Origin of the sequence: Microbacterium sp. Beta (assembly GCF_005502545.1) — a bacterium.
Taxonomy (GTDB): domain Bacteria; phylum Actinomycetota; class Actinomycetes; order Actinomycetales; family Microbacteriaceae; genus Microbacterium; species Microbacterium oxydans.
Map to the genome: position 1 here is coordinate 1 of NZ_SCOG01000037.1, position 21,848 is coordinate 21,848.

The 21,848-nt window shown below is 69.9% G+C and carries 21 protein-coding genes; 9 read left to right on the forward strand and 12 right to left on the reverse strand.

Annotated elements, in window-relative coordinates; translation table 11 throughout:
* Positions 1-166: 166 nt before the first annotated feature.
* Entirely contained in the window at positions 167-1,897 is a 1,731-nt protein-coding gene (locus FFS56_RS19520) for a sodium:proton antiporter (protein WP_058632974.1), read from the reverse strand.
* 54 nt (positions 1,898-1,951) lie between these two features.
* Positions 1,952-2,278, reverse strand: coding sequence for a MerR family transcriptional regulator (locus FFS56_RS19525; RefSeq protein WP_137772286.1), 327 nt, complete (start codon positions 2,276-2,278; stop codon positions 1,952-1,954).
* Between the two features lie 134 nt (positions 2,279-2,412).
* On the opposite strand from FFS56_RS19525, the gene FFS56_RS19530 reads away from it, so the two are divergent.
* From FFS56_RS19530 to FFS56_RS19540, 3 genes are all read left to right on the forward strand, one after another.
* Positions 2,413-2,835, forward strand: a complete 423-nt coding sequence (locus FFS56_RS19530) for an Hsp20/alpha crystallin family protein (protein ID WP_045264469.1) — start codon at positions 2,413-2,415, stop codon at positions 2,833-2,835.
* A gap of 113 nt (positions 2,836-2,948) precedes the next feature.
* Positions 2,949-3,989, forward strand: coding sequence for an LLM class flavin-dependent oxidoreductase (locus tag FFS56_RS19535; RefSeq protein ID WP_127012689.1), 1,041 nt, complete (start codon positions 2,949-2,951; stop codon positions 3,987-3,989).
* A gap of 83 nt (positions 3,990-4,072) precedes the next feature.
* On the forward strand, positions 4,073-4,282 hold the full coding sequence (locus tag FFS56_RS19540; RefSeq protein WP_045264467.1) for a hypothetical protein: 210 nt from the start codon (positions 4,073-4,075) through the stop codon (positions 4,280-4,282).
* A gap of 30 nt (positions 4,283-4,312) precedes the next feature.
* Here FFS56_RS19540 and pheA read toward each other — a convergent pair whose 3' ends face one another.
* Positions 4,313-5,263 carry a prephenate dehydratase gene (gene pheA / locus FFS56_RS19545; protein WP_046747594.1) on the reverse strand — a complete coding sequence of 317 codons (951 nt, stop codon included), beginning with the start codon at positions 5,261-5,263 and terminating at the stop codon, positions 4,313-4,315.
* Between the two features lie 169 nt (positions 5,264-5,432).
* On the opposite strand from pheA, the gene pgm reads away from it, so the two are divergent.
* Positions 5,433-7,076 carry a phosphoglucomutase (alpha-D-glucose-1,6-bisphosphate-dependent) gene (gene pgm, locus FFS56_RS19550; RefSeq protein ID WP_127012690.1) on the forward strand — a complete coding sequence of 548 codons (1,644 nt, stop codon included), beginning with the start codon at positions 5,433-5,435 and terminating at the stop codon, positions 7,074-7,076.
* Between the two features lie 31 nt (positions 7,077-7,107).
* Here the strand turns inward: pgm and FFS56_RS19555 are convergent, their stop codons facing one another.
* The 6 genes from FFS56_RS19555 to FFS56_RS19580 all read right to left on the reverse strand — a co-directional run bounded on the left by FFS56_RS19555 (position 7,108) and on the right by FFS56_RS19580 (position 13,695).
* Positions 7,108-8,244 carry a glycerate kinase gene (locus FFS56_RS19555; protein ID WP_127012691.1) on the reverse strand — a complete coding sequence of 379 codons (1,137 nt, stop codon included), beginning with the start codon at positions 8,242-8,244 and terminating at the stop codon, positions 7,108-7,110.
* A complete protein-coding gene (locus FFS56_RS19560) occupies positions 8,241-9,305 on the reverse strand; it encodes a LacI family DNA-binding transcriptional regulator (protein ID WP_052748679.1) in 1,065 nt (354 codons plus the stop codon). The genes FFS56_RS19555 and FFS56_RS19560 overlap by 4 nt, the downstream gene beginning before the upstream one ends.
* 76 nt (positions 9,306-9,381) lie before the next feature.
* Positions 9,382-10,260, reverse strand: coding sequence for a sugar phosphate isomerase/epimerase family protein (locus FFS56_RS19565; protein ID WP_046747590.1), 879 nt, complete (start codon positions 10,258-10,260; stop codon positions 9,382-9,384).
* Positions 10,257-11,420 (reverse strand): dihydrodipicolinate synthase family protein, encoded by a 1,164-nt coding sequence (locus tag FFS56_RS19570; protein ID WP_046747589.1) that lies wholly within the window; start codon positions 11,418-11,420, stop codon positions 10,257-10,259. Before FFS56_RS19570 ends, FFS56_RS19565 begins: the two co-directional genes overlap by 4 nt.
* Before the next feature lie 7 nt (positions 11,421-11,427).
* Positions 11,428-12,591, reverse strand: coding sequence for a Gfo/Idh/MocA family oxidoreductase (locus FFS56_RS19575; protein ID WP_046747686.1), 1,164 nt, complete (start codon positions 12,589-12,591; stop codon positions 11,428-11,430).
* Positions 12,592-12,738: 147 nt separating this feature from the next.
* On the reverse strand, positions 12,739-13,695 hold the full coding sequence (locus tag FFS56_RS19580) for a LacI family DNA-binding transcriptional regulator (protein ID WP_127013013.1): 957 nt from the start codon (positions 13,693-13,695) through the stop codon (positions 12,739-12,741).
* A gap of 162 nt (positions 13,696-13,857) precedes the next feature.
* Between FFS56_RS19580 and galT the strand changes: the two genes are divergently transcribed.
* The 4 genes from galT to FFS56_RS19600 all read left to right on the forward strand — a co-directional run bounded on the left by galT (position 13,858) and on the right by FFS56_RS19600 (position 18,029).
* The gene (gene galT / locus FFS56_RS19585) at positions 13,858-15,060 is read left to right on the forward strand and encodes a galactose-1-phosphate uridylyltransferase (RefSeq protein ID WP_127012692.1); all 1,203 of its coding nucleotides are present in this window, start codon (positions 13,858-13,860) and stop codon (positions 15,058-15,060) included.
* Positions 15,057-16,244 carry a galactokinase gene (galK, locus tag FFS56_RS19590; protein ID WP_127012693.1) on the forward strand — a complete coding sequence of 396 codons (1,188 nt, stop codon included), beginning with the start codon at positions 15,057-15,059 and terminating at the stop codon, positions 16,242-16,244. Before galT ends, galK begins: the two co-directional genes overlap by 4 nt.
* 48 nt (positions 16,245-16,292) lie before the next feature.
* On the forward strand, positions 16,293-17,279 hold the full coding sequence (gene galE, locus FFS56_RS19595) for a UDP-glucose 4-epimerase GalE (RefSeq protein WP_137772285.1): 987 nt from the start codon (positions 16,293-16,295) through the stop codon (positions 17,277-17,279).
* Between the two features lie 162 nt (positions 17,280-17,441).
* Complete coding sequence (locus FFS56_RS19600) at positions 17,442-18,029, forward strand: protoglobin domain-containing protein (protein WP_127012695.1); 588 nt, start codon at positions 17,442-17,444, stop codon at positions 18,027-18,029.
* Positions 18,030-18,076: 47 nt separating this feature from the next.
* Here FFS56_RS19600 and FFS56_RS19605 read toward each other — a convergent pair whose 3' ends face one another.
* From FFS56_RS19605 to FFS56_RS19615, 3 genes are all read right to left on the reverse strand, one after another.
* A complete protein-coding gene (locus tag FFS56_RS19605) occupies positions 18,077-19,429 on the reverse strand; it encodes an MFS transporter (RefSeq protein ID WP_127012696.1) in 1,353 nt (450 codons plus the stop codon).
* A complete protein-coding gene (locus tag FFS56_RS19610; RefSeq protein WP_046747583.1) occupies positions 19,426-20,355 on the reverse strand; it encodes a polysaccharide deacetylase family protein in 930 nt (309 codons plus the stop codon). The genes FFS56_RS19605 and FFS56_RS19610 overlap by 4 nt, the downstream gene beginning before the upstream one ends.
* Before the next feature lie 90 nt (positions 20,356-20,445).
* On the reverse strand, positions 20,446-21,594 hold the full coding sequence (locus FFS56_RS19615) for an ROK family transcriptional regulator (protein ID WP_127012697.1): 1,149 nt from the start codon (positions 21,592-21,594) through the stop codon (positions 20,446-20,448).
* A gap of 71 nt (positions 21,595-21,665) precedes the next feature.
* Here FFS56_RS19615 and FFS56_RS20720 point away from each other — a divergent pair.
* A partial coding sequence (locus FFS56_RS20720) for a hypothetical protein (protein ID WP_212742687.1) occupies positions 21,666-21,848 on the forward strand: 183 nt, incomplete at its 3' end.

The window sequence follows — 21,848 nt, forward strand, 5'->3', positions numbered from 1 at the left end:
CTCTCCCTCTCCCCTCTCCCCCTCCTCCCTCCCCCTCTCCCCTCCGCCGAGACCCACGCGCGTCGTCGAGACCCACAGTCGCAGACGTCTCAGACGATGGGTCCGGGCGACGACGATGGGTCTCGGCGCGGGTGAGGAGGGGAGGAGGGGGGAGCGGGAGGGATCGTCAGGCGCGGCTCTGTTGACGGGTGGCACCGCGCGTGTCGAGCGCGAGCTCCTCGGCATCCATCGCGGCGATGAGCTCCCGCATCACCTCTTCGTCGAGATTGCCGGCGTCGCGCTCGGCGAGGAGGATGTCGCGGCGCACCTGCAACCACCCTCTGGACAGCGCGACGAGGTCGTCATAGGAGGGCCGGGTCACGGCGTCCTCGACCTTCTGCGCCTCGTCGGTGTCCTTCTCGACCCGGGTCATACGCTTCGTGAACGCGTCGAACACGCTCAGATCGACCTCGCCGTACTTCGCCTCCCACTCCACACGCTTCTCGGCGAGATAGGCCTTGCCGGCCTCGCGGCTCTTCTCCCGCACTTCCGCAAGAGCCGCCTCGTCCTCCGCCTCATCCGCGTCGCGCTCGATGCCGAGACCACGGATCAGCATGGGCAGCGTGAGCCCCTGCAGCAGCAGGGTGCCCACCGTGACGATGAACGCGACGACGACGATCGCGTGCGACGCCTCGGTGTCGAGGGTCGCGAGGTCGGCCGCCGCCACCGCGATCGCCAGCGTCACCACCCCGCGCATGCCCGCCCAGGAGATGACGGCGCTGTCCTTCCACGTGAGGGTGAGTCCCGCCATCTGCTCCCGAACGATGTGGCTGCGCAGTTCGTCCGCCGTGTAGTTCCCCCAGCGACGCGACCTGCGGTGACGTTTCTCGAACTCCCCGGATTCCACACCGCGATCCCAGCGCTCGAGACGCTTGCGGTCCTGGAAGTTCGACCACGCACTGGTCGGGTAGATGTAGAGGGGCCGCACGATGACCACCACGAGCAGCACCGCGCCGGAGAGCAGCAGGATCTGCCCGACGGACTCGCTGCCGAGGTCGCTGAGCACGCGAGGGAACTGCAGCCCGATGTAGGCGAACACGAAGCTCTCCAGCAACAGGTCGGCCGAGAGCCACAGCGGCTTCTCCTGTTGGCGCGTCGTGTAGTCGGTGCGCGGCGAGTTGTAACCGACGTAGAGCCCCATCGCCACGACGGCGAGGACTCCCGATCCGAGCAGATGCTCGGCGATCGCGTACGCACCGAACGGAGCGAGCAGTCCGAAGGTGCCGATGACGACCGGATCGCTGATGCGCATGCGCAGCTGGTGCAGGACGATCCCGAAGACGAGTCCGACGGCGACACCGACGCCGACAGCCAGCAGGAACTGCAAGACCCCGCCCCACACCGAGACCGTCGCCCCGGCGAGGATCGCCGCGAACACCCGGTACAGGGTGAGCGAGGTCGCGTCGTTGATGAGACTCTCGCCCGACAACACGGTCATGATGCGTCGAGGCAGTCCGAGCCGACGACCGATCGCCGCGGCGGACACCGCGTCGGGAGGAGCGACGATCGCGCCCAGCAGCAGTGCGCCGGGAAGCGTGAGCGAGGGCAGGATCCACCAGGCGACGAACCCGACGGCGAGGGCCGTGAGCAGCACGAGCCAGATCCCGAGACGGCGGATCTGCGGCAGGCTGCGCTTGAACCCGACGAAGGAGACATCGAGGGCGGCCGAGTACAGCAGCGGCGGCAGCACGAGACTCAGGAGCACATGCCCGTCGATGTCGAGATCGGGCACGAACGGGAGGAACGACGCGGCGAGCGCGACCACCGTCACGAGCAGAGGTGCAGGCCATCCACGCCACCGCGCGAAGGCGGCGACGGCGACCGAGCCGACGAGGACGTAGAAGATGCCTGCTTCCATGCCTCAACGGTAGTGGTCGGGCCCGATGGACGGTCGGCCGCGTCGCACCATCGATCAGTCGGCGGAGCGGCGGCCTCTCCCGCGCTGAGCATCGAGAGCCTCGCGGAGCTGCTCGTTGCGCACCTGCAGGTCGTCGTTCGCATCCTGCAGGTCGAGCATCCGAGCGATCCCGGCGATGTTCACGCCGTCTTCGCGCAGTGAGGCCGCTCGCCGCAGCCGTTCGATGTCGTCATCGCTGTAGCAGCGGGTCCCGCCTTCGCTGCGGGCGGGGGTGAGCAAGCCCTTGCTCTCGAACAGGCGGAGCGTCGCCTCGGGCAGCTCGACCAGCTGCGCTGCGACGGCTATGCCGTAGAGCGGCGTCCGGCTGTCACGATGCGGCATGCGGTCACCCCCTGAGGTCGGCGGGATTCGGAGTTGCAAATCTAACACGAGTTGTCGTATAAAAAATCTATAGCAATGGTGCAGATCTCCTGCACCGCCGATTAGCCCTCAGGGCAGCACGAAAGGAGAACCTCATGGCACTGACCTTCGACCCCTTCAGCCAGCTCGATCGCTTCGCCGCGAGCGTGCTGGACTCCGTTCGCGCTCCCCGGCCGATGCCGGTGGATCTCTTCCGCGACGGAGACCGGTACGTGCTCCACGCCGACCTTCCCGGGGCCGACCCCGGCTCGATCGACGTCGATCTCGACGGCGGCCAGCTCACGATCCGCGCACAGCGCACCCCCGACACCCGTGACGGTGTGCGCTGGCTCGCCCGTGAACGCGGATCCGGCTCCTTCCTGCGGCAGTTCTCGCTCGGCGAGGGTGTCGACCTCGACGGCATCAGCGCCTCGTACGAGAGCGGTGTGCTGTCCGTCATCATCCCGGTGAGCGAGCGTGCCAAGCCACGCAAGATCACGGTGGAGTCCGCTGATCAGCGCGAGGCGATCAACGCCTGACGAACGGTGGGGGCGGCGTGACTGTCGCCCCCACCCCGTTGGGCCCTGAACACCGCCGGGCGAACCGGGCGAGACGGGGAATGACGGCGCCTGCGGACGCGTTGCAACCGACGATGCCCGATACAGCTCTCTCCGTCCTCGACCTCGTCCCGGTTCGCACCGGCCAGACCAGCGCAGAGGCCGTCGCCGCCTCGCTCGCTCTCGCGGAGGTCGCCGACCGCCTCGGCTATCGCCGCTACTGGTTCGCCGAGCACCACAACATGCCGTCGGTCGCGTCGACCACTCCCCCGGTGCTGATCGCGGCCGCAGCCACCCGCACCTCGCGCGTGCGGCTCGGTTCGGGCGGCGTGATGCTGCCCAACCACGCGCCGCTCATCGTCGCGGAGCAGTTCGCGGCACTCGAGGCGATCGCGCCCGGCCGCATCGACCTCGGCCTCGGGCGCGCTCCGGGAAGCGACCCGGTCATCACCCAGCTGCTCCGCGGTTCGGGAACGACGAGCGACGTGGAGCAGTTCCCGCGCCATGTGCAGGACATCGCCGCACTCCTCTCCGGCGAGGGAGCCGCCCTGCGCTTCACCTCTGGCGGGGAGTACACGGTGCGCGCCACTCCGGCCGCGACCGGAACCCCCGAGGTCTGGCTGCTCGGATCGAGCGACTACTCGGCCCAGCTCGCCGCATCCCACGGGCTGCCCTACGTCTTCGCCAACCACTTCTCGGGGCAGGGTCTCGAACGCGCGCTCGATCTCTACCGCACCGGGTACCGCCCCAGCGAAGAGCACCCTGAGCCGCGCACGTTCCTCACCGTGAACGCGGTGGCGGCGCCGACCCAGGACGAGGCGGAGGCTCGCGCGCTGCCGCAGCTGCGGATGATGGCGCGCCTGCGGCTCAATCAACCCCTCGCCGCTCTCGAGACCGTCGAGCAAGCGATGTCCGCCGTCACCGACCCGGCTACCGACGAGGTCGTGCAGGCCGCCCGCTCTCGCTGGTTCGTCGGCACGGGTGAGAGCGTCGCGGCCGAGGTGCGTGCCTTCGCCGAGCGCCACGGCGTCGACGAGGTCATGCTCTCACCGGTCGCCGGTGCCTACGACGCCGAGCCGAAGGACGCCCCGACCGGACGAGCGCAGACTCTGGAGCTCATCGCCGCTGCGCTCTGAGCCGCCCGTGACGGCCGCTTGTCAAGCCCTGGCCTTCCCCTGCGGGCAGGCGTAGCCTCGGCGGCAGAGAGAGGGGTTCGACAATGAGCACCACGAAGACACTCGCACTCTGGGTGGCCTACGGACGCAACGGCGTTGTGGGCAGCATCCGCCACGACGAGGACGGCTACACGGTCACGATGGTCGGGGCCGACGCGACGACGGGCACCTACCCGAGCCTCGCCTCGGCGAAGGGTGCGCTGCATTCGCACATGACGCCGGGGAGCGATTGGCCGCGCTTCCAGGAGCACTGAGCGGCTCGACGGCCTGACGGACCGGGAGAGTCAGGACTCCGGTTCGCCGGAGAGGATCCCGCGGAGCCAATCGCGCGCCTCGACGAACACGTCGTCCGAGTAGCGGTCAGGGTACTGCACGATCTGACGGTCCGCCCGCGGGTACGACCCGAGGAACACGACGCGGGGGCTGAACCGGCGGATGCCGAGCAGCGCATCGGCCATGCGCTCGTGCTCGATGTGGCCGTCGGCGTCGATCACGAACCGGTAGCGACCCAGCTCATCGCCGATGGGCCGCGACTCGATGAGCGACAGGTTGATGCCGCGGGTGGAGAACTGCTCGAGCATCTCCAGGAGCGATCCGGGGTGGTCGTGCGGAAGCTCGACGATCAGGGACGTCTTGTCCGCGCCGGTCGGTTCCGGTGAACGGGTGGTGCGGGTGACCAGCACGAAACGGGTCACCGCCTGCGCGTTGTCGCCGATGCCTTCCGCCAGCACATCGACGTCGTAGTGGTTCACGATGCCGGGAGCCGCGATGGCGGCCTGGGCGGGCAGCGTTCCGTCGAGGACGCCGATCGCGGAGGCGACGTTGCTCGAGGCCGGCACGTGCGAGTGCGACGGCAGGTGCGCGCCGAGCCAGCCGTGGCACTGCGCGTAGGCGACGGGATGCGCCGCGACGACCTCGACCTGGTCGAGCGTCGTGCCGCGCGGGGCCACCAGCACGAAGTTCACCCGCACCAGGTACTCGCCGATGATGCGCAGACCGGGGAGGGTCGCCAGAGCGTCCTGCGTGGTGGACACCCCGCCCTCGATCGAGTTCTCGATCGCGATCATCGCGGCGTCGCTGCGCCCCTCGAGCACGTCGGCGAGAGCCTCGCCCACGTTGTGCACGGGGCGCCAGTCCTGCCCGCGGGCCTCGGCCACCTGATCGAGCGCCGCCTCCGTGAAGGTGCCGGCGGGGCCGAGATAGCTGTAGGTGCGGCGTTCAGTCACGGGTTTCACCTTATCCCTCGGTGACGGCGCCGCTCCCCCGCGTGACTTCCCCTCCCGTCGCAATATTCGACCTTCGTCGGCGGTTCTGGCTGTCATATCGCGACGAGAACGGCGAGGCGGGAGAGGAAGAGGGCCTCTTCCGGATGCGATCACGCCGAACAGGGGGCAGACTGAGAGGATGACGAGCCGTGCCGGCCTCCCCGCGGAGGAAAGTGACCTGATCGACGTCGACGAACTGATCGCCGCCTACTACGACCGCACGCCGAACCCGGAGGTGGCCGCAGAGCGCGTCGTGTTCGGCACCAGCGGCCATCGCGGATCGTCGCTGTCGAACAGCTTCAACGAGAACCACATCCTCGCCACGACGCAGGCGATCGTCGACTACCGCGACGCGCAGGGGATCACCGGTCCGCTGTTCCTCGGACGCGACACGCACGCGCTGTCGCTCCCCGCCGAGCGCAGCGCGATCGAGGTGCTGCTCGCGAACGGCATCGACGTGCGCGTCGACTCCCGCGACTCGTGGGTGCCGACTCCGGCCCTCAGCCACGCGATCCTCACCTACAACCGCGGCAAGGCGGCAGACGACCCCGGTCGCGCCGACGGCATCGTCGTCACCCCCTCGCACAACCCTCCGCGCGACGGCGGATTCAAGTACAACCCTCCGCACGGCGGGCCCGCCGACACCGACGCGACAAGCTGGATCGCCGACCGGGCGAACACCCTGATCGCCGCGGGGCTCGAGGGCGTGAAGCTGGAGCGCTTCGCCGACATCGACTGGGACTCCCTCACCGGCTACGACTTCCGTGACGCCTACGTGCGCGATCTGCCGTCGATCATCGACATCGATGCGATCCGCAGCGCCGGCGTCAGCATCGGCGCCGACCCGCTGGGCGGGGCCTCCGTCGAGTACTGGTCGCTGATCGCCGAGATGCACGACCTCGACCTCACCGTCGTGAACCCCGAGGTCGACCCGACATGGCGCTTCATGACGCTCGACTGGGACGAGAAGATCCGGATGGATCCGTCGTCCCCTTCGGCGATGGCATCCCTGGTCGCGAAGAAGGGCTCCTACGACGTCCTCACCGGGAACGACGCCGACGCCGACCGGCACGGGATCGTGACCCCGGACGCCGGACTGATGAACCCGAACCACTACCTCGCAGTCGCCATCGACTACCTGTTCTCGCACCGCGAGGGGTGGCCCCGCGACGCCGCGATCGGCAAGACGCTGGTCTCGTCCATGATCATCGACCGTGTCGCCGAGTCGCTCGGACGGCGCCTGCTGGAGGTTCCGGTCGGATTCAAGTGGTTCGTCCCCGGGCTGCTCGACGGCTCGGTCGCGTTCGGCGGCGAGGAGTCGGCCGGTGCCTCGTTCCTCCGCAAGGACGGCTCGGTCTGGTCCACGGACAAGGACGGCATCCTGCTGTGCCTGCTCGCCGCCGAGATCATCGCCGTCACCGGGAAGACCCCCTCGGAGCGGTACCGCGAGCTGGAGACCGCCTTCGGCGCATCGGCGTATCAGCGCGTCGACGCTCCGGCGACCCCGGAGCAGAAGGCGACCCTCGGCAAGCTCGCTCCCGAGGCGGTGACGGCGACGGCGCTCGCCGGCGAGGACATCACGGCGAAGCTGTCGCACGCCCCTGGCAACGGTGCGGCGATCGGCGGCCTCAAGGTGCAGACCGAGCACGCCTGGTTCGCCGCTCGCCCTTCGGGCACCGAAGACGTCTACAAGCTCTATGCGGAGAGCCTGCGCGGTCCTGAGCACCTCGCCGAGGTGCAGGCCGAAGCACGCGCCGTGGTCTCCGCCGCGCTCGGCGACTGACGGCTGCGGACCGTCGGTCTCGCGCCGGCGGTCAGGACGGTTCGCCGGCAGATGCGGTGCGAGCTGCGGCGGTGCGAGCCAGAACGGCGCCGGCGGCGCGCAACCAGCGGACGGGTTCGGCCAGCGCCGCCTCCGACGAACCGGCCAGCGCGGTGAGAGACGCGACGTCGGCGAACGACGAGGTGTCGGCGTCTGCGGTGACCCGCCCTGCCGCCAGCATCGCCACGGCTCCGGCCTCGGCCGCGAGATTCGCGAGGAATGACGGCACCTTGCCGTCTCCGGACTGGCCGTCGTACGACCCCTCCCCCGTGATGATCGCGTCGGCATCGGAGAGCGCATCGGCGAGACCGATGAGCTCGGCGACCTCCGCGGCACCGGGAGCGAGCTCGCCACCCCACGCGACGAGGGCTGCTCCGGTTCCGCCGGCCGCGCCGTGGCCTGGCCCTGCGGGATCGATGGCGAGCAGTTCGGCGAGCCGGCCGAGGCCGTCGTCGACGATGGCGATGTCGTCGACCGATCGCAGCCCCTTCTGGGGGCCGAACACCGCGGCCGCACCGCGCGGGCCGGTGAGCGGATTCGTGACGTCGGTGAGTACCCGCACGTCGGGTGCCGCGCGCAGCCCGGTGAGATCGACGGACGCGATGTCTGCGAGGCCGCGCGCGCCGCGAGCGACCGGAACGCCGGTGGCATCGAGGAACCGCGCGCCGAGGGCCGAGAGCATCCCGGTGCCTCCATCGGTGGACGCGCTGGAGCCGATGCCGACGACGAGGCGTGAGACACCATGATCGATGGCTGCGGCCAGGGCCTGGCCGAGGCCGGTCGTATCCGCATCCCAGGGACGCAGCTCCTGCAGCAGCTCGATGCCCGAGGTCGAGGCGAGGTCGATCACACCTGTGCCGTCGGGGGCGTCGACCGTCGGCGGCAGCAGCAGCCAGAAGGTGTCGACCCGCACCCCGGCAGGCCCGTCGACCGCGAGGGGCATCCGCACCGCGCCTGGCACCGCCGCTTCGAAGGCCGCAACGGTCCCCTCACCACCGTCTGCCATCGGTCGATGCACGAACTCAGCCTCGGGTTCGACCGATGCCCAGCCCTCCGCGAGCGCGACGGCCGCCTCCACCGCGGCGACCGTGCCCTTGAAGCTGTCGGGGGCCAGCACGACCCTGGTCACGAGCCGACCATCGGAGTGCTGGCACGCACGATGACCTCGAGCGGCAACGGGGCCTGCACCCACTCGACGTCGACCGTCGCGCGGAAGGCCTGGTACCCGACGTCGCTCAACGGCACGCGCACCGTCGTCAGTGCCGGGGAGACATCGCTGCTCGCGGGGACATCGTCGAAACCGCAGACCGCGATGTCGGTGCCGATCTCGCGCCCCGTGTCACGGATCGCGGACATCGCCCCGAGCGCCACCACGTCGCTGATCGCGAACACGAGGGTGCCGGCCTCCACTCCGCGGTCGAGGGCCGCCCTCATCCCGGCAGCCCCGGACTCCCGGCGGAAGTCGCCACGATGCACGCTCTCGACGACGCCACCCGCCTGCTCGAAACCCGCGCGGAAGCCGACGAGACGATCATCCGATGTGCGCACCCCGTCCGCCGCGCCGAGAACGATGGCACGGCGGTATCCGCGCTCTGCCATCAGACGACCCAACGCCTCCGCACCGGAGCGGTTGTCGATCTCGATGTGACGCTCTCCCTCGCCGTCTGGTCCGAACGCCACGACGCGGCCGCCCTGCCTCACGAACTCCGCGAGCTCGTGCGCGGTCTCGGCCTCTGTGGCCTCCTGTGTGCGAGAGGCGGCCAGGATCAGGCCTCGGGGCCGCTGCCCGCGCAGGGCGCGCACGATCCGCGCCTCCCGCGCCTGGTCCCTCTCGGTGATCGCGATCGTCACGACCAGCCCCTCCTCGTCCGCTCCCCTGGCGACGCCTGACGCGATCTGTCCGAAATAGGGGTCGGCGATGTCGGCGACGAGCAGGGCGATGACCGGCGACGTGCCCTTCGCGATCGACTGGGCCGAGACGTTGGCGGTGTACCCCAGCTTCCCGGCCGCGGACTCCACCCGTTCCCGGAACGACTCGGCGACCTTCCGCTCGGAGCCGTTCAGCACGCGCGATGCGGTCGCGAGCGAGACCCCCGCCTCGCGTGCGACGTCGTGCAGGGTGGGGGCGGGCCCTCGCACATGACGCGGAGACCGCGCTGGCCGCTCCGCGGACGTTGCGGGCTTGGTCATGACCCAGATCCTACTTGCCACGGTCCCGCCTCAGCATCACCGCGAGGGACGACGCGGCGCCGGCGACCGGACATCCTCACCTCAGGTACGGGGAGACGGCTTCGGCGAACGTCTCGGCGGTCCGCCGTACGACGTGATCCGGAGCGTCCGTCCAGATGTCGGCATTGAAGATCTCGACCTCGATGTCACGGTCGTATCCGGTCGCGATCACGGCGCGCGTGAGCGAGGCGAAGTCGATCACCCCGTCGCCGGTGTAGTGCCGTGAGAGCAGCACATCGTCCGCGAGGGGCGTCTTCCAGTCGCACACCTGGTACGTGGCGATGCGTCCCTCCCGGCCGGCGCGCGCGATCTGCTCGAGCACCTCCGGATCCCACCAGATGTGGAACGTGTCGACGGCCGCGCCCACCACATCGGGCTCGAAGTCGCCCGCGATGTCGAGCGCCTGACCGAGCGTCGAGACGACGGCGCGATCGGAGGCGTACATCGGGTGCAGCGGCTCGATCGCGAGCGTCACACCCGCCGCCTTCGCCTCGGGGGCCAGCACGCCGATGGCATCGCGCACGCGCTCGCGCGCTCCGATCAGGTCGCGCGATCCCGCGGGCAGCCCCCCGGCGACGAGCACCAGCACAGCGGTGGATCCCGCGGCTCCCGCGGCCGCGAGCGTCGCCGTCTCCTCGATCGCACGGCGGTTGTCGTCGAGCGCCGCGCGCCTCTCCGGGCCGTCCGGCAGCGTGAAGAATCCGCCTCGGCAGTGCGTCGAGAACCGGAGCCCCGAGTCTCGGAGCATCCGCGCCGCGACGTCGAGCCCGACGTCGTTCACGGGCTCACGCCAGAGTCCGATCGACCGTACGCCGGCGGCGGCCGTGACCCGCAGCGCCGTCGCGAGGTCGGCGTGCTTGATGGTCGCCTGATTGATCGACAGTCGCGGATCCGGAGTCTGCGCTTCGCGGGTCATGCGTCCACTCCGTTCACACGCAACATGCTGTGCCATCGCTCGCGGGCGAGGTCGGGCTGTTCGAGCGCGAGCGAGTCGTTCGCGAGCTCGACGATGCGGCTCAGATGCGGCAGGCTGCGCGCGGAATGCAGCCCGCCGACCATCTGGAACGCAGGCTGGTGCCCGTTCAACCAGGAGAGGAACGCCACACCCGTCTTGTAGTAGAAGGTGGGCGCCGCGAACACCTGCCTGCTCAGTGCCTCGGTCGGACCGAGGACCCGCCGGTACTCCGCAGCGTCACCCGCATCCAACGCCTGGATCGCCGCGGACGCGACAGGGGTGATCGCGGCGAAGGCTCCCAGCAGCGCGTCGGAGTGGGCACGGTCCGCAGCGCCGCCGATCAGGTCCACGTAGTTGAAGTCATCGCCGGTGAACATCCTGACCTCCTCGGGGAGGCGCGAGCGCACCGCGATCTCGGAGTCGGCGTTCAGCAGGCTCATCTTGACACCCGCGACCTTGCCAGGGCTCTCGGCGATGATCTGCAGCAGCACCTCGGACGCCGTCTGCCAATCCTCCGCACCGAAGTAGCCGGCGAGCTCGGGGTCGAAAGCCGTACCCAGCCAGTGCAGCACCACGGGGGTCGACGCGCGCGAGAGCACCTCCCGATACACGCGACGGTAATCGGCGGCGTCGGCGGCGACACGGGCGAGGTGGCGCGAGGCCATCAGCACGGGTCCGGCGCCCTGCTCCTCGGTGAAGTGCAGCTGCTCGGTGTAGGCCGTGATCACCTGTTCGAGGGGGATGTGCGTCTCGGCGATGTGGTCGGTGTTGACGCCGACGACGACCGAACCGCCCTCCTCGCGCGCGACCTGAGCGCTGCGGGCGATCAGCTCACGGGTGGCTGCGGCATCGAGACCCATGTTCCGCTGCGCCGTGTCCATCGCGTCGGCGACGCCGAGACCCCAGGAGTACACGTTGCGGCGGAAGGCGAGGGTGGAATCCCAGTCGATGTCGGCGGGCTGTCCCGGGGTGTTGTCGGCATGCACCTTCGGCACGACGTGTGCAGCGGCGTAGGCGACACGACTCTGCAGCGGCGTCGTCGGGCGGGCGTATGCGCCCGAGTCGTTGAGGGCGGCGGCGAACGTCTCACCGCTGGGGCGGAGGAGGCGCAGAGTGCTCATGCGCGCCTCAGCCCAGGGTCAGCGGCGACAGGGCGATCTTGCGACCCTCGGCGCTGGAGGTCAGTCCCGCCTCGGCGAACTGCACACCCCGTGCACCGGCGAGCAGGTCGAACGGGTATTCGGTGCCCTCGACGTAGGAGACCAGATACTCCTGCCACTGCTGGCGGAAACCGTTGAGGAAGACGTCGTTGGTCGGCACGTCCTGCCAGTCGGCGTCGTAGTCGCGCGTGTCCTCGAGGTCGGGGTTCCACACGGGCTTCGGGGTGGCATTGCGCGGCTGGATCTTCGCGCCGAACAGTCCGACCACGGCGGATCCGTGGGTGCCGTCGACCTGGAACTCGACGAGCTCGTCGCGGTTCACGCGCACGGTCCAGGAGGAGTTGATCTCGGCGATCACGCCGCCCTCGATCTCGAAGATCCCGTACGCGGCGTCCTCCGCAGTGGCGGTGTAGTGCTCGCCCTTCTCGTCCCAGCGGTCGGCGATGTGCACGGCGGCCTGCGCGTACACGCTCTTGACCTCTCCGAAGAGGTTCTCCAGCACGTAGTTCCAGTGCGGGAACATGTCGGTGATGATGCCGCCGCCGTCCTCGGTGCGGTAGTTCCAGCTCGGACGCTGCGCGGGCTGCCAGTCGCCCTCGAACACCCAGTACCCGAACTCGCCGCGGACGGAGAGGATGCGGCCGAAGAATCCGGAGTCGATCAGGCGCTTGAGCTTCTGCAGACCGGGGAGATACAGCTTGTCGTGCACGACGCCGGTCTTGACGCCCGCCTCGTCCGCCAGGCGCGCGAGCTCGAGTGCCTCCTCGAGCGACTCCGCAGTGGGCTTCTCCGTGTAGATCGCCTTCCCTGCGGCGATGGCCTTGCGGATCGCGGACGCGCGGGCCTTGGTCACGAGGAAGTCGGCATAGATCTCCCACTGCGGGTCGGCGAGCGCCGCGTCGAGATCGGTCGTGTAGTCGTCGATGCCGTGCTTCGCCGCCAGCTCGGCCAGCTTGGCCTCGTTGCGTCCGACCAGGATCGGCTTCACCGTGATGCGGGAGCCGTCGGCGAGTTCGATGCCGCCCTCCTCGCGGATCGCGAGGATCGAGCGCACCAGATGCTGCCGGTAGCCCATGCGCCCGGAGACGCCGTTCATGATGATCCCGATCTCGCGGGTGTTCGCCTGTGCCATGGTGTTCCGTTTCTGTCGCAGGAGGCCGTCGGTGCGCTTCCCCGGTGGTCGGACCTGCTGGTCGGCCACAAGATGGGAAAACGCTTTCCGGCATCATGGCACGACATCGAGGCGAACTGCAACAGGCGCATCAGGAGGGTGTGACGGTCAGCGCGATGTCGTGCTGGCGCGCTCGACGAGCTCGGTTCCGACGACCGAGGCGGCGCGAGCCTTCGACGCCCCTTCGATGGCGTCGATCAACGACGAGACCGCTCGCTGGGCGAGGGCCGTGAAGTCCTGCCGGATGGTGGTCAGCGGAGGGCGGTAGTTCGCCGCATCGGGCACGTCGTCGAAGCCGATCACGCTGACATCCTCCGGCACCCGGCGCCCCACGTCGGAGAGCGCGCGCAGCAAGCCCAGCGCCATCTGGTCGTTGGCAGAGAAGACCGCGGTGGCCGCCGTCAGTGCAGCTGCCGCCCGGTGGCCCGAATCGGCGCTCCAGTCACCCCGGACGACGGGCGGAGCATCGATGCCGGCAGCGGCGAGGGTCTCGCGCCAGCCCCGTTCCCGCTCCATGGCGGCGAAGGAGTCGGCGGGACCGGCGAGGTGATGGACCGTGGAGTGCCCGAGCTCCAGGAGCCGTTCCGTGGCCGCCGCTGCGCCACCGGCATGATCGCTGTGCACCGAGGCGAAGCCGGCCTCGGTCGGGGCGTCGACGACCACGAGCCTGAGCCCGCTCGGGCGCTCGGTGTCGGAGACCAGGGCCGACGCCTCGTTCAGGACGATCGCGCCGTCCACCTCTTGCTCGGCGAGCCGGTCGAACGCCTCACCGATGCCCCGGGCGGCAGTCACCAGCGTGAGGGCGTATCCGCGCTCCGCCGCCGCCTCCGCCGTCGCCTGGAGCATGCGGGAGTTGCCGACCGTCGAGAGCGTGGTGACGACGAGTCCGATGGTCTGCGAACGCCCGGTGCGCAGGGCGCGGGCCGCGCGGTGCGGACGGTATCCGAGCTCGACCATCGCGGTCTCGACACGCGCTCTGGTATCGGGGTCCACGCGGGGGCTGCCGTTGACGACACGGGAGACCGTCTGACCCGAGACACCGGCACGCTCGGCGACCATGGCCATCGACACCCGGCGGGAGGACGAACGCCCGCGGTCGGAACCGGGCACGTCGACGCCTTCTCCGCCACTCCCGCGTGCTCGCACCCGCCGCCTCCGTCCCGCGCACGGTGGATGCGCGACTCGCTCGTGTTGACGTTATCACGGGGCTGCGCCTACCATGTTTACGTGAACACGCCCGAGCTTCCCGAGACGCGCACCGAGACCCTCGGCGCCGGCGTCGTCAAACGCGCCACCACCCTCGCCGACGGCCGCGATCTGATCTACTACGACGACCCGGGGACGACACTCGGACCGGAGCGCTCCGTGGATGCCCGCGCCCTCGGCCCGCGACCCGACACCGCGACCATGCGCCTCGACGTGCTCACCGGCGACTGGATCACGGTGGCCGCGAACCGGCAGAACCGCGTGATGATGCCGGGTTCGGATGCCGACCCCCTGGCCCCGCAGACGCCGAGCAATCCGTCGGAGGTGCCGTCCCGCTACGACGTCGCGGTGTTCGAGAACCGCTCCCCCGCATTCGGTCCTGCTCTCGCCGAGGCGGTGGGCACCGCACCGCAGGCTGCGAATGCTCCCCGCGGTCTCGACGACCTCGCCGCCCTGGGCCTCGGTCGCACGCGCACCTCGGTCGGACGCTGCGAGGTCGTCTGCTTCAGCCCCGAGCACGCAGGCTCCTTCGGCACGCAGTCGGTCACCCGCGCGCGCACCGTGATCGAGGCGTGGGCCGACCGCACGGCCGCGCTCTCCCGGCTGCCCGGCATCGAGCAGATCTTCCCGTTCGAGAACCGCGGCGAGGCGATCGGCGTGACGCTGCCCCACCCGCACGGCCAGATCTACGCCTACCCGTACGTGACCCCGCGCACCGCTCGCGTGCTGGAGTCGATCGACCGCACCGCGCCCGACCTCTTCCAGCGCATCCTGGATTCCGAGCAGGCGTCCGAGCGCGTCGTGTTCCGGGGCGAGCACTGGACGGCGTTCGTGCCGTTCGCCGCGCGCTGGCCGCTCGAGGTGCACCTGATGCCGCACCGTCACGTGGCGGATTTCGCCGAGACCTCGGCAGCCGAGCGGGACGAACTCGCACCCCTGTACCTGCGCCTGCTGCGCGGCGTCGACGCCCTCTACGACTCCCCCACCCCGTACATCGCCGCCTGGCATCAGGCACCGGTGCACGTGGGCCGCGACACCGTGCGCCTGCACCTGCAGTTGACGAGCCCGCGCCGTGCCGCCGACAAGCTGAAGTTCCTCGCCGGCTCGGAGGCCGCGATGTGGGCGTGGGCGGCAGAGGTGCCGCCGGAAGTCGGAGCCGCGCGACTCCGCGAGGCCATCGAGCGCACAGGAGACGACCAGACCGATCCGGGAGCCTCCGCATGACCGCCGCACACGACGACGCCGGATCCCTGTTCGCGCGCCTCACCGGCCGCGAGCCGGACGGACTCTGGTCGGCACCCGGACGCGTGAACCTCATCGGCGAGCACACCGACTACAACGACGGGTTCGTGCTGCCGTTCGCCATCCCGCAGCGCACGGTGGCCGCCGTCGGCCTGCGCGACGACGACCGGGTCCGAGTCGCCTCCACCTTCGCCGAGGAGCCGGTCGAGGTCGACCTGGACGATCTGGATCGGCTCTTCCCCACCCCCGCGGGCGCCCACCCTGCCGTCCCCGAATGGGCCGCGTACCCCCTCGGAGTCGCCTGGGCGATGCGACAGGCCGCGACAGCGAGCGGGCCCTTCGGAGGATTCGACCTCACCATCGCGTCCGACGTGCCCGTCGGGGCGGGACTCTCCTCGTCCGCCGCGATCGAGGGCGCGACGGCTTCCGCGCTGAACGACCTGTGGAACACCGGCTTCGACGGCACGCACCTCGCCCGCATCGGGCGCCGTGCCGAGAACGAAGCGGTGGGCGCGCCGACCGGCATCATGGACCAGATGGCGTCGATGCTCGGTCGGCCCGACACCGCGATCTTCCTCGACTGCCGCTCGTTGGACGCCGAACTCGTCCCACTCGCCGTCGCCGAGACGGACCTCGCGATCCTCGTGATCGACACGCGCGTGAAGCACGCCCACTCCACCGGCGGCTATCGCGAGAGGCGCGCTTCCTGCGAGCTCGGCGCCTCGCTCCTGGGTGTGCCGGCACTGCGCGACGTCACGGTGGACGACCTGCCGCGGGCGCAGGGTCTGATGGACGACGTGACCTTCCGCCGCGTGCGTCACATCGTGACCGAGAACCAGCGGGTGCTCGACACGGTGCGGGTGCTGCGCGAGCAGGGCGTGCGAGCGATCGGCGACTTCCTGGTCGCCTCGCACGCATCGATGCGGGACGACTTCGAGATCTCGACCCCCGAGCTCGACACGGCCGTCGACACCGCCCTGGCCGCCGGCGCCCTGGGGGCGCGGATGACGGGCGGCGGTTTCGGCGGTGCGGCGATCGCTCTGGTCGAAGCGTCCGACGTCGCCTCGGTGTCGGAGGCCGTGAGGGATTCCTTCGCGGCGCACGGGTTCGGGGAACCCCTGCTGTTCGCGGTCCTCCCCTCAGCCGGTCCTCGGCGCGACGCATGACAGAATGATCCATCGGGCCGCGACGAATCCGCGGCAGGAGAGGAAGCAATGTCCTGGATCGTGACCGGCGGGGCCGGCTACATCGGCTCCCACGTCGTGCGTGCGCTTGCGAACGCGGGGCTCACGCCTGTCGTGCTCGACGACCTCTCCAGCGGTGTCGCGTCTTTCGTGCCCGAAGGCGTGGATTTCGTGCAGGGCAGCATCCTCGACCGCGAGCTCGTCGAGAGCACGCTGCGCGAGCATGACGCCGAAGGGGTGATCCACGTCGCCGGCTTCAAGTACGCCGGCGTCTCGGTGCAGCGCCCCCTGCACACCTATGCGCAGAACGTCGACGGCACACGCGTGATCCTCGAGGCCATGGAGTCCGCCGGTGTCGCGAACATCGTCTTCTCCTCGTCCGCCGCGGTGTACGGCACCCCAGACGTCGCCCTCGTCGTCGAGGACACCGCCAAGAAGCCTGCCAGCCCCTACGGGGAATCCAAGCTCATCGGCGAGTGGCTGCTGCGCGACCAGGCGATCGCGACGGCGGACTCGGCGCGCCCGCTGCGGCACACCTCGCTGCGGTACTTCAACGTGGTGGGATCCGCCGATCCGACGGTCTACGACGTCAGCCCGCACAACCTGTTCCCCATCGTGTTCGAGGCGCTGATCGCGGGGAAGACCCCGCGCATCAACGGCGACGACTACGACACGGAAGACGGGACGAACGTGCGCGACTACGTGCACGTCGGCGACATCGCGGCCGCCCACGTCGCGGCGGCCCAGCGCCTCACGGCCGGCCAGCCCCTCGAAGCGGCATACAACCTCGGCTCCGGCGACGGCCTCAGCGTGAAGCAGATCATGGATGCCGTCGCCCGCGTGACCGGAATCGACTTCACCCCCGAAGTCGGCCCCCGGCGCCCCGGAGACCCCGACCGCATCGTGGCGACGGGCGAGCTCGCCGCACGCGACCTCGACTGGACCATGCGGTACTCGGTGGACGAGATGGTGCGCACGGGCTGGGAGGCACGACAGGCGGCATCCGTCTCGTCCTGAGCGGACATCGTCCGGGATTCTCGGATGATCGGTATGAAATACCGGACGAAAAGCAACGCATCGTCTTGGCGCGATCGGCAGAGTGGAACGACACACCACAGGCGCCGATCTTCTTTCGAACGACGGCCGCCACCAGCCGACGACGAGAGAAGGACACTGATCATGCACGCAGACCCCTCCGGTTACACCTACGGCCGGCCCGAGGTGCCGGAATCCCCGGTCACCATGAGCCAGCTCGACGAGTTGAAGCAGTCGGTGCTCTGGTCCGCCGCTGACGAAGCCGCCCTCCGCCGCGCCGGAGCCATCCTCGTGCCGCAGACCGTGGCGATTCTCGATGTCTGGTATGGATTCGTCGGCTCTCATCCGCGCCTCGTGGCCACCTTCGCCGGCAAGGACGGCGCTCCGAGCATGGAGTACCTCGGAGCGGTTCGTCAGCGGTTCGCCCGGTGGATCGACGACCTCTGCAACCGACCGTATGACGAGACCTGGCTCGCCTACCAGGAGGAGATCGGCCGGAGGCACCACCCGAGCGGGAAGAACAGGACCGACCGGATCGAGTCGACCTCGAAGCACATCCCACTGCGTGACCTCATCGGCTTCATCTCGCCGATCACGTTGACGATCCGCCCGTTCCTCCACAATGGCGCGACCTCAGCGGACGACGCCCAGGAGATGCACGACGCCTGGCTGAAGGCCATCACGCTTACCGTCGCATTGTGGGCTCGACCCTACAACGACCGGCTCTGGTGAACGCGACCGGCGGTCGTCTTCGCCTCGGCTGACGGTCGAGGCGACGGTCAGAGGTCGCGGGAGCGTATCGGGTAGAACCAGAAGCAGAGCCAGGCGAGGGCGGTGAACCCGAGCGGGACGACGGCGAGCATCAGGCGGATGCCGCCGTCGACGCTCTCGGGTTGGGCGTCTCCGTGCCCCGCGTCGAAGCCGGAGGCCGTCAGCACCACGGCTGCGACGACCGCCTGGAGGACGACCGAACCTCGCACGACGAACCCGTTCACGCCGAAGTAGGCGCCTTCCCGGCGATGGCCCGTGCGAACGGCATCCTCGTCGATGATCTGCGCGAGCATGACCTCGAGAAGCTGCAGCAGTCCGCCGACACCCACCCCCACGGCGACGCCGACCAGGGCCGCACTCAGCACGTTCGACGGGGCGAGGTAGCCGAGCACCGCGACTCCGAACACCGCGACGCTCCACAGCACGGCCGTGCGCGGCGAGGTGCGGCGGACGACCGCGCTCCACAGCACGATCGAGGGGATCGCCGTGACGAAGATCGCGCCGAGCAGCAGGCTCCTCTCCCCTTCGGGCGCGTGCAGGGAGTAGCGCACGTAGAAGGGGACGGCGGCGAGGATCACGGCGATCGACGTCTGCACGAACAGGGAGCCGAGGACGTACGGGACGAACGCACGGTTGCGGAAGGTGTAGGCCAGCTGGTCGCCCCAGCGCATGGCCTCCGCCGGCTTGCCAGGCGATGACGAGTCCGCAGACGTCACCGGAGCCCGGCGCTCGATCATGCCGCCGAGGAACGACCACACGAGCAGCACGAGGCAGACGGCCCCGAGAACCATGGCCATTCCCGGCCAGCCGATCGCGCCGTACAGCGCGGGAGCGCCGGCCGTGCCGAGCACCATGCCGAGGATCGCGAAGATCTGCCGCGGCACGTTGCCGCGGGCACGCTCCTCGGTGGTGCGGAAGATCTCCGGGAACAGCGCCGAGATGTTCAGCACCACCACCACGAAGGCCACGTCGTAGACGGCCACGACGACGAGGAACCAGACGATGAGGCCGGTGACCGGGAGCTCCGGCGGCATCCAGACCAGCGCGAAGGCGACGACGAGTGGCACTATGCCCAGGCCGATCCACGGGATGCGCCGACCCCAGGGCGTGCGCAGCCGGTCGGAGATCGTGCCGACGACGGGGTTCAGCACGGCGTTCAGCACGCCGTGGGCGATCATGGCGATCGCCACGCCCGTCGCCGGGACAGCGAGGTGCGAGACGTAGAAGTAGACGACGAAGGCGGAGAAGGTCTGCGCCATCAGTTGGGTCGGGAAGCCGGATGCGCCGAAGGCGATCGTCTGCGCTCTGGTCGGCGCCGCATCCAGTCGTCGGTCCCGGACGCGCTCGCGCAGGGAGGTCACCGGGCGCTGCCCCTTTGCAGGTCGCGTAGGTCACGCCAGCCGATGCGTACGAGCGCCTCGTCCTCGATGGCCTGCAGCACGACCGGGTCGCTCAGCAGGCGCAGCTCATAGCCGCGCTTCCTCGCGCTGAAGTCGACGGCGGCGCGGAGCTCGTCGTCGTCGACCATCGGGTGCAGGTAGATCTCGGTGACTCCGGCCGGCACCGCCCGCAGCAGCGCGATGAAACCGGCTCGCACCTCCGCGTACGTCTCCTCGTCGGGCGTGTCCTCGCGCAGGAGTTCGAACGGATGCGACCAGAGGCGATCGATGATCTCGACGCCGGACGCGTCGGCGGCCGCTGCGGCGCGATCGAGCTGAGCCTGCAGGGCGGGATTCTCGCCCACGCCATCCATGCTGCGGGGCAGCCGGAAGGGCAGGCCGTGCCGTGCGGCGAGCTCGAAGACCGGCCGCAGGAAGTCGCGCCCCGTCACGAGCCCGTAGACCGAGCCCATGTGGTTGTCGAGGTGCGTCACATCGACGCCGGCATCGAGCGCGGTCTGCAGTTGAGCGGAGAGTTCGGCGGCAACATCCTCGTGTGAGGCGTTCTGCTCGACGGACAGCACGTCGGTCGGAAAGAAGCCCGCAGCGTCGACGAGAGTCGTGTCCGAGCCCGTGAGCGGACGCCACCGGTAGCGCGTCCATTCGCTCGTGAGCACGAGATGCACACCCACGTCGAGGTCCGGACGGGAGGCGGCGAAGGCGAGCGCTTCTGGCGACCAGGAGCACGGGACCATCACAGTGCTCGAGTCGATGCGCGCGGACGTGAGCAGGTCGACGATGGCGGTGTTCGCGGCATGGCACATGCCGAAGTCATCCGCATTGAGGATGATGGCCCGCGTGCCCGGCGCGAGTCCCAGGCGGTCGGCGAGTGCGGAGGGTGCGGTCATCGGGTGATCCTGTCGATGGTCGAGCGGCGTTGCTCGGAGGGTGGCGTGGTGCCGGTGAGTGGGCTTCGGCGATGGAGTCGGGGTGGTCGTTCAGCGGCCGCCCTTGGGAGCTGGCGTGAGGATGCGGCTGAAGAGGTCGCTGCGGAGCGCTGCCGCGGCTTGATCGACCGCACCGATGAGCGGAGCCTCGGTTCCGAACGACGAGACGAGGAACCGGAGCGGAAGCTGCGCCTCGTACTCGGCGGCGATGCGCTCGATCGCGGCGACGAGGGCCGGGTGTGCGGCCTTGCCACTGAGGATGAACGCCTCGGGGTCGAGCACCAGCCCCACGGTGCCCGCGACGAGGACGATGCGGCGGGCGAGCTCTGACACGATCTGGAGCGCCGCGTCTTCTCCGCGCTCGGCTGCTTCCAGATGGTCGGCGAGCGACGCATCGGGGTCTCGTCCGACGCCGAGGGCCAGGTCTCCGACCACCGCGTCGCCGGCGAGGGGCGCGCCGATCGGGACGGGCGTCTGCGGCAGATACATGACTTCGCCTGCGACGCCGGAGAACCCCCGGTGGAGTTCCCCGTCGATGACGATGCCCGCCCCGAGCCCGTCGTCGAGCAGCAGCAGTGCGAAGCTCGCGAGTGTGCCGCCTTCACCGCCAGTGAGCTCTGCGAGCGCTGCGAGGTTGACGTCGTTCTCGACGCGGACGGGGCAGTCGAGGGCTGTGGAAAGAGCCGAGCGGAAGAGGCCGCCATCGGGGCCGAAGTCGTCTCGGATGCCTCCGTCCGCCGTGACGATGCCGGGGACTCCGACGACTGCCAGGTGCACGGCCGCCTTCGCCGCGTTCACCGAGCGCCGGCACCGATCCACGAGCGCGACGATGTGCGCCACACGGTCATCCGCCTCCGAGAAGGGCCCGTGCTCCTCCGCCTGAACAGTGCCGGTCGCGTCGACCAGCACGACGTGGGCGGCGTGATGATCGACGTGCACGGCGGCGGCGAAGCCAAGCCGCGGGTGCAGGGCGACTCGTCCTGCGGCAGGTCCCCTCGTGTCGCGGTCGATGCCCGCGGGGGCGACGGCACCGGCGTTCTCGAGCATCCGCAGCACCTGGGTCACCGCCGTCCGAGAGAGTCCGGTGGTCGACATCAGGTCCGAACGGGTCTGCGGACCGCTGCGTGCGAGAGCTTCGAGGATCGCACGGCCGTTGAGCGTGCGGAGCAGACCCTGCGGTCCCGCGAGTGGTCTGGACATAGGGGTTGCGGGGTCGCCTCTCTTCGTCGCGTCGTGCACCACTGGCTGTGCCGGGCGCAGTGCCCGCAAGCATGCCACATCGCGTCGCACCAGTCGACACCCCGGACCGATTCCGTCGGACCGCATGCGCGCAGAACCAGGCACCGGCACAGGCACAGGCACAGGCACAGGCACAGGCGCAGGCACAGGCACAGGCACAGGCACAGGCACAGGCACAGGCGCATCTCCTCCTCCTCCATCACCTCCACCTCCAC

What these genes read in the sequence shown, in the direction of transcription:
- FFS56_RS19575 (WP_046747686.1), bottom strand. Translation starts at nt 12,591, where the DNA reads ATGGCACAGGCGAACACCCGCGAGATCGGGATCATCATGAACGGCGTC.
- galE (WP_137772285.1), top strand. Translation starts at nt 16,293, where the DNA reads ATGTCCTGGATCGTGACCGGCGGGGCCGGCTACATCGGCTCCCACGTC.
- FFS56_RS19530 (WP_045264469.1), top strand. Translation starts at nt 2,413, where the DNA reads ATGGCACTGACCTTCGACCCCTTCAGCCAGCTCGATCGCTTCGCCGCG.
- FFS56_RS19520 (WP_058632974.1), bottom strand. Translation starts at nt 1,897, where the DNA reads ATGGAAGCAGGCATCTTCTACGTCCTCGTCGGCTCGGTCGCCGTCGCC.
- FFS56_RS19560 (WP_052748679.1), bottom strand. Translation starts at nt 9,305, where the DNA reads ATGACCAAGCCCGCAACGTCCGCGGAGCGGCCAGCGCGGTCTCCGCGT.
- galK (WP_127012693.1), top strand. Translation starts at nt 15,057, where the DNA reads ATGACCGCCGCACACGACGACGCCGGATCCCTGTTCGCGCGCCTCACC.
- FFS56_RS19565 (WP_046747590.1), bottom strand. Translation starts at nt 10,260, where the DNA reads ATGACCCGCGAAGCGCAGACTCCGGATCCGCGACTGTCGATCAATCAG.
- FFS56_RS19580 (WP_127013013.1), bottom strand. Translation starts at nt 13,695, where the DNA reads ATGGCCATGGTCGCCGAGCGTGCCGGTGTCTCGGGTCAGACGGTCTCC.
- pgm (WP_127012690.1), top strand. Translation starts at nt 5,433, where the DNA reads ATGACGAGCCGTGCCGGCCTCCCCGCGGAGGAAAGTGACCTGATCGAC.
- FFS56_RS19540 (WP_045264467.1), top strand. Translation starts at nt 4,073, where the DNA reads ATGAGCACCACGAAGACACTCGCACTCTGGGTGGCCTACGGACGCAAC.
- FFS56_RS19535 (WP_127012689.1), top strand. Translation starts at nt 2,949, where the DNA reads ATGCCCGATACAGCTCTCTCCGTCCTCGACCTCGTCCCGGTTCGCACC.
- FFS56_RS19610 (WP_046747583.1), bottom strand. Translation starts at nt 20,355, where the DNA reads ATGACCGCACCCTCCGCACTCGCCGACCGCCTGGGACTCGCGCCGGGC.
- FFS56_RS19525 (WP_137772286.1), bottom strand. Translation starts at nt 2,278, where the DNA reads ATGCCGCATCGTGACAGCCGGACGCCGCTCTACGGCATAGCCGTCGCA.
- FFS56_RS19615 (WP_127012697.1), bottom strand. Translation starts at nt 21,594, where the DNA reads ATGTCCAGACCACTCGCGGGACCGCAGGGTCTGCTCCGCACGCTCAAC.
- FFS56_RS19600 (WP_127012695.1), top strand. Translation starts at nt 17,442, where the DNA reads ATGCACGCAGACCCCTCCGGTTACACCTACGGCCGGCCCGAGGTGCCG.
- FFS56_RS19570 (WP_046747589.1), bottom strand. Translation starts at nt 11,420, where the DNA reads ATGAGCACTCTGCGCCTCCTCCGCCCCAGCGGTGAGACGTTCGCCGCC.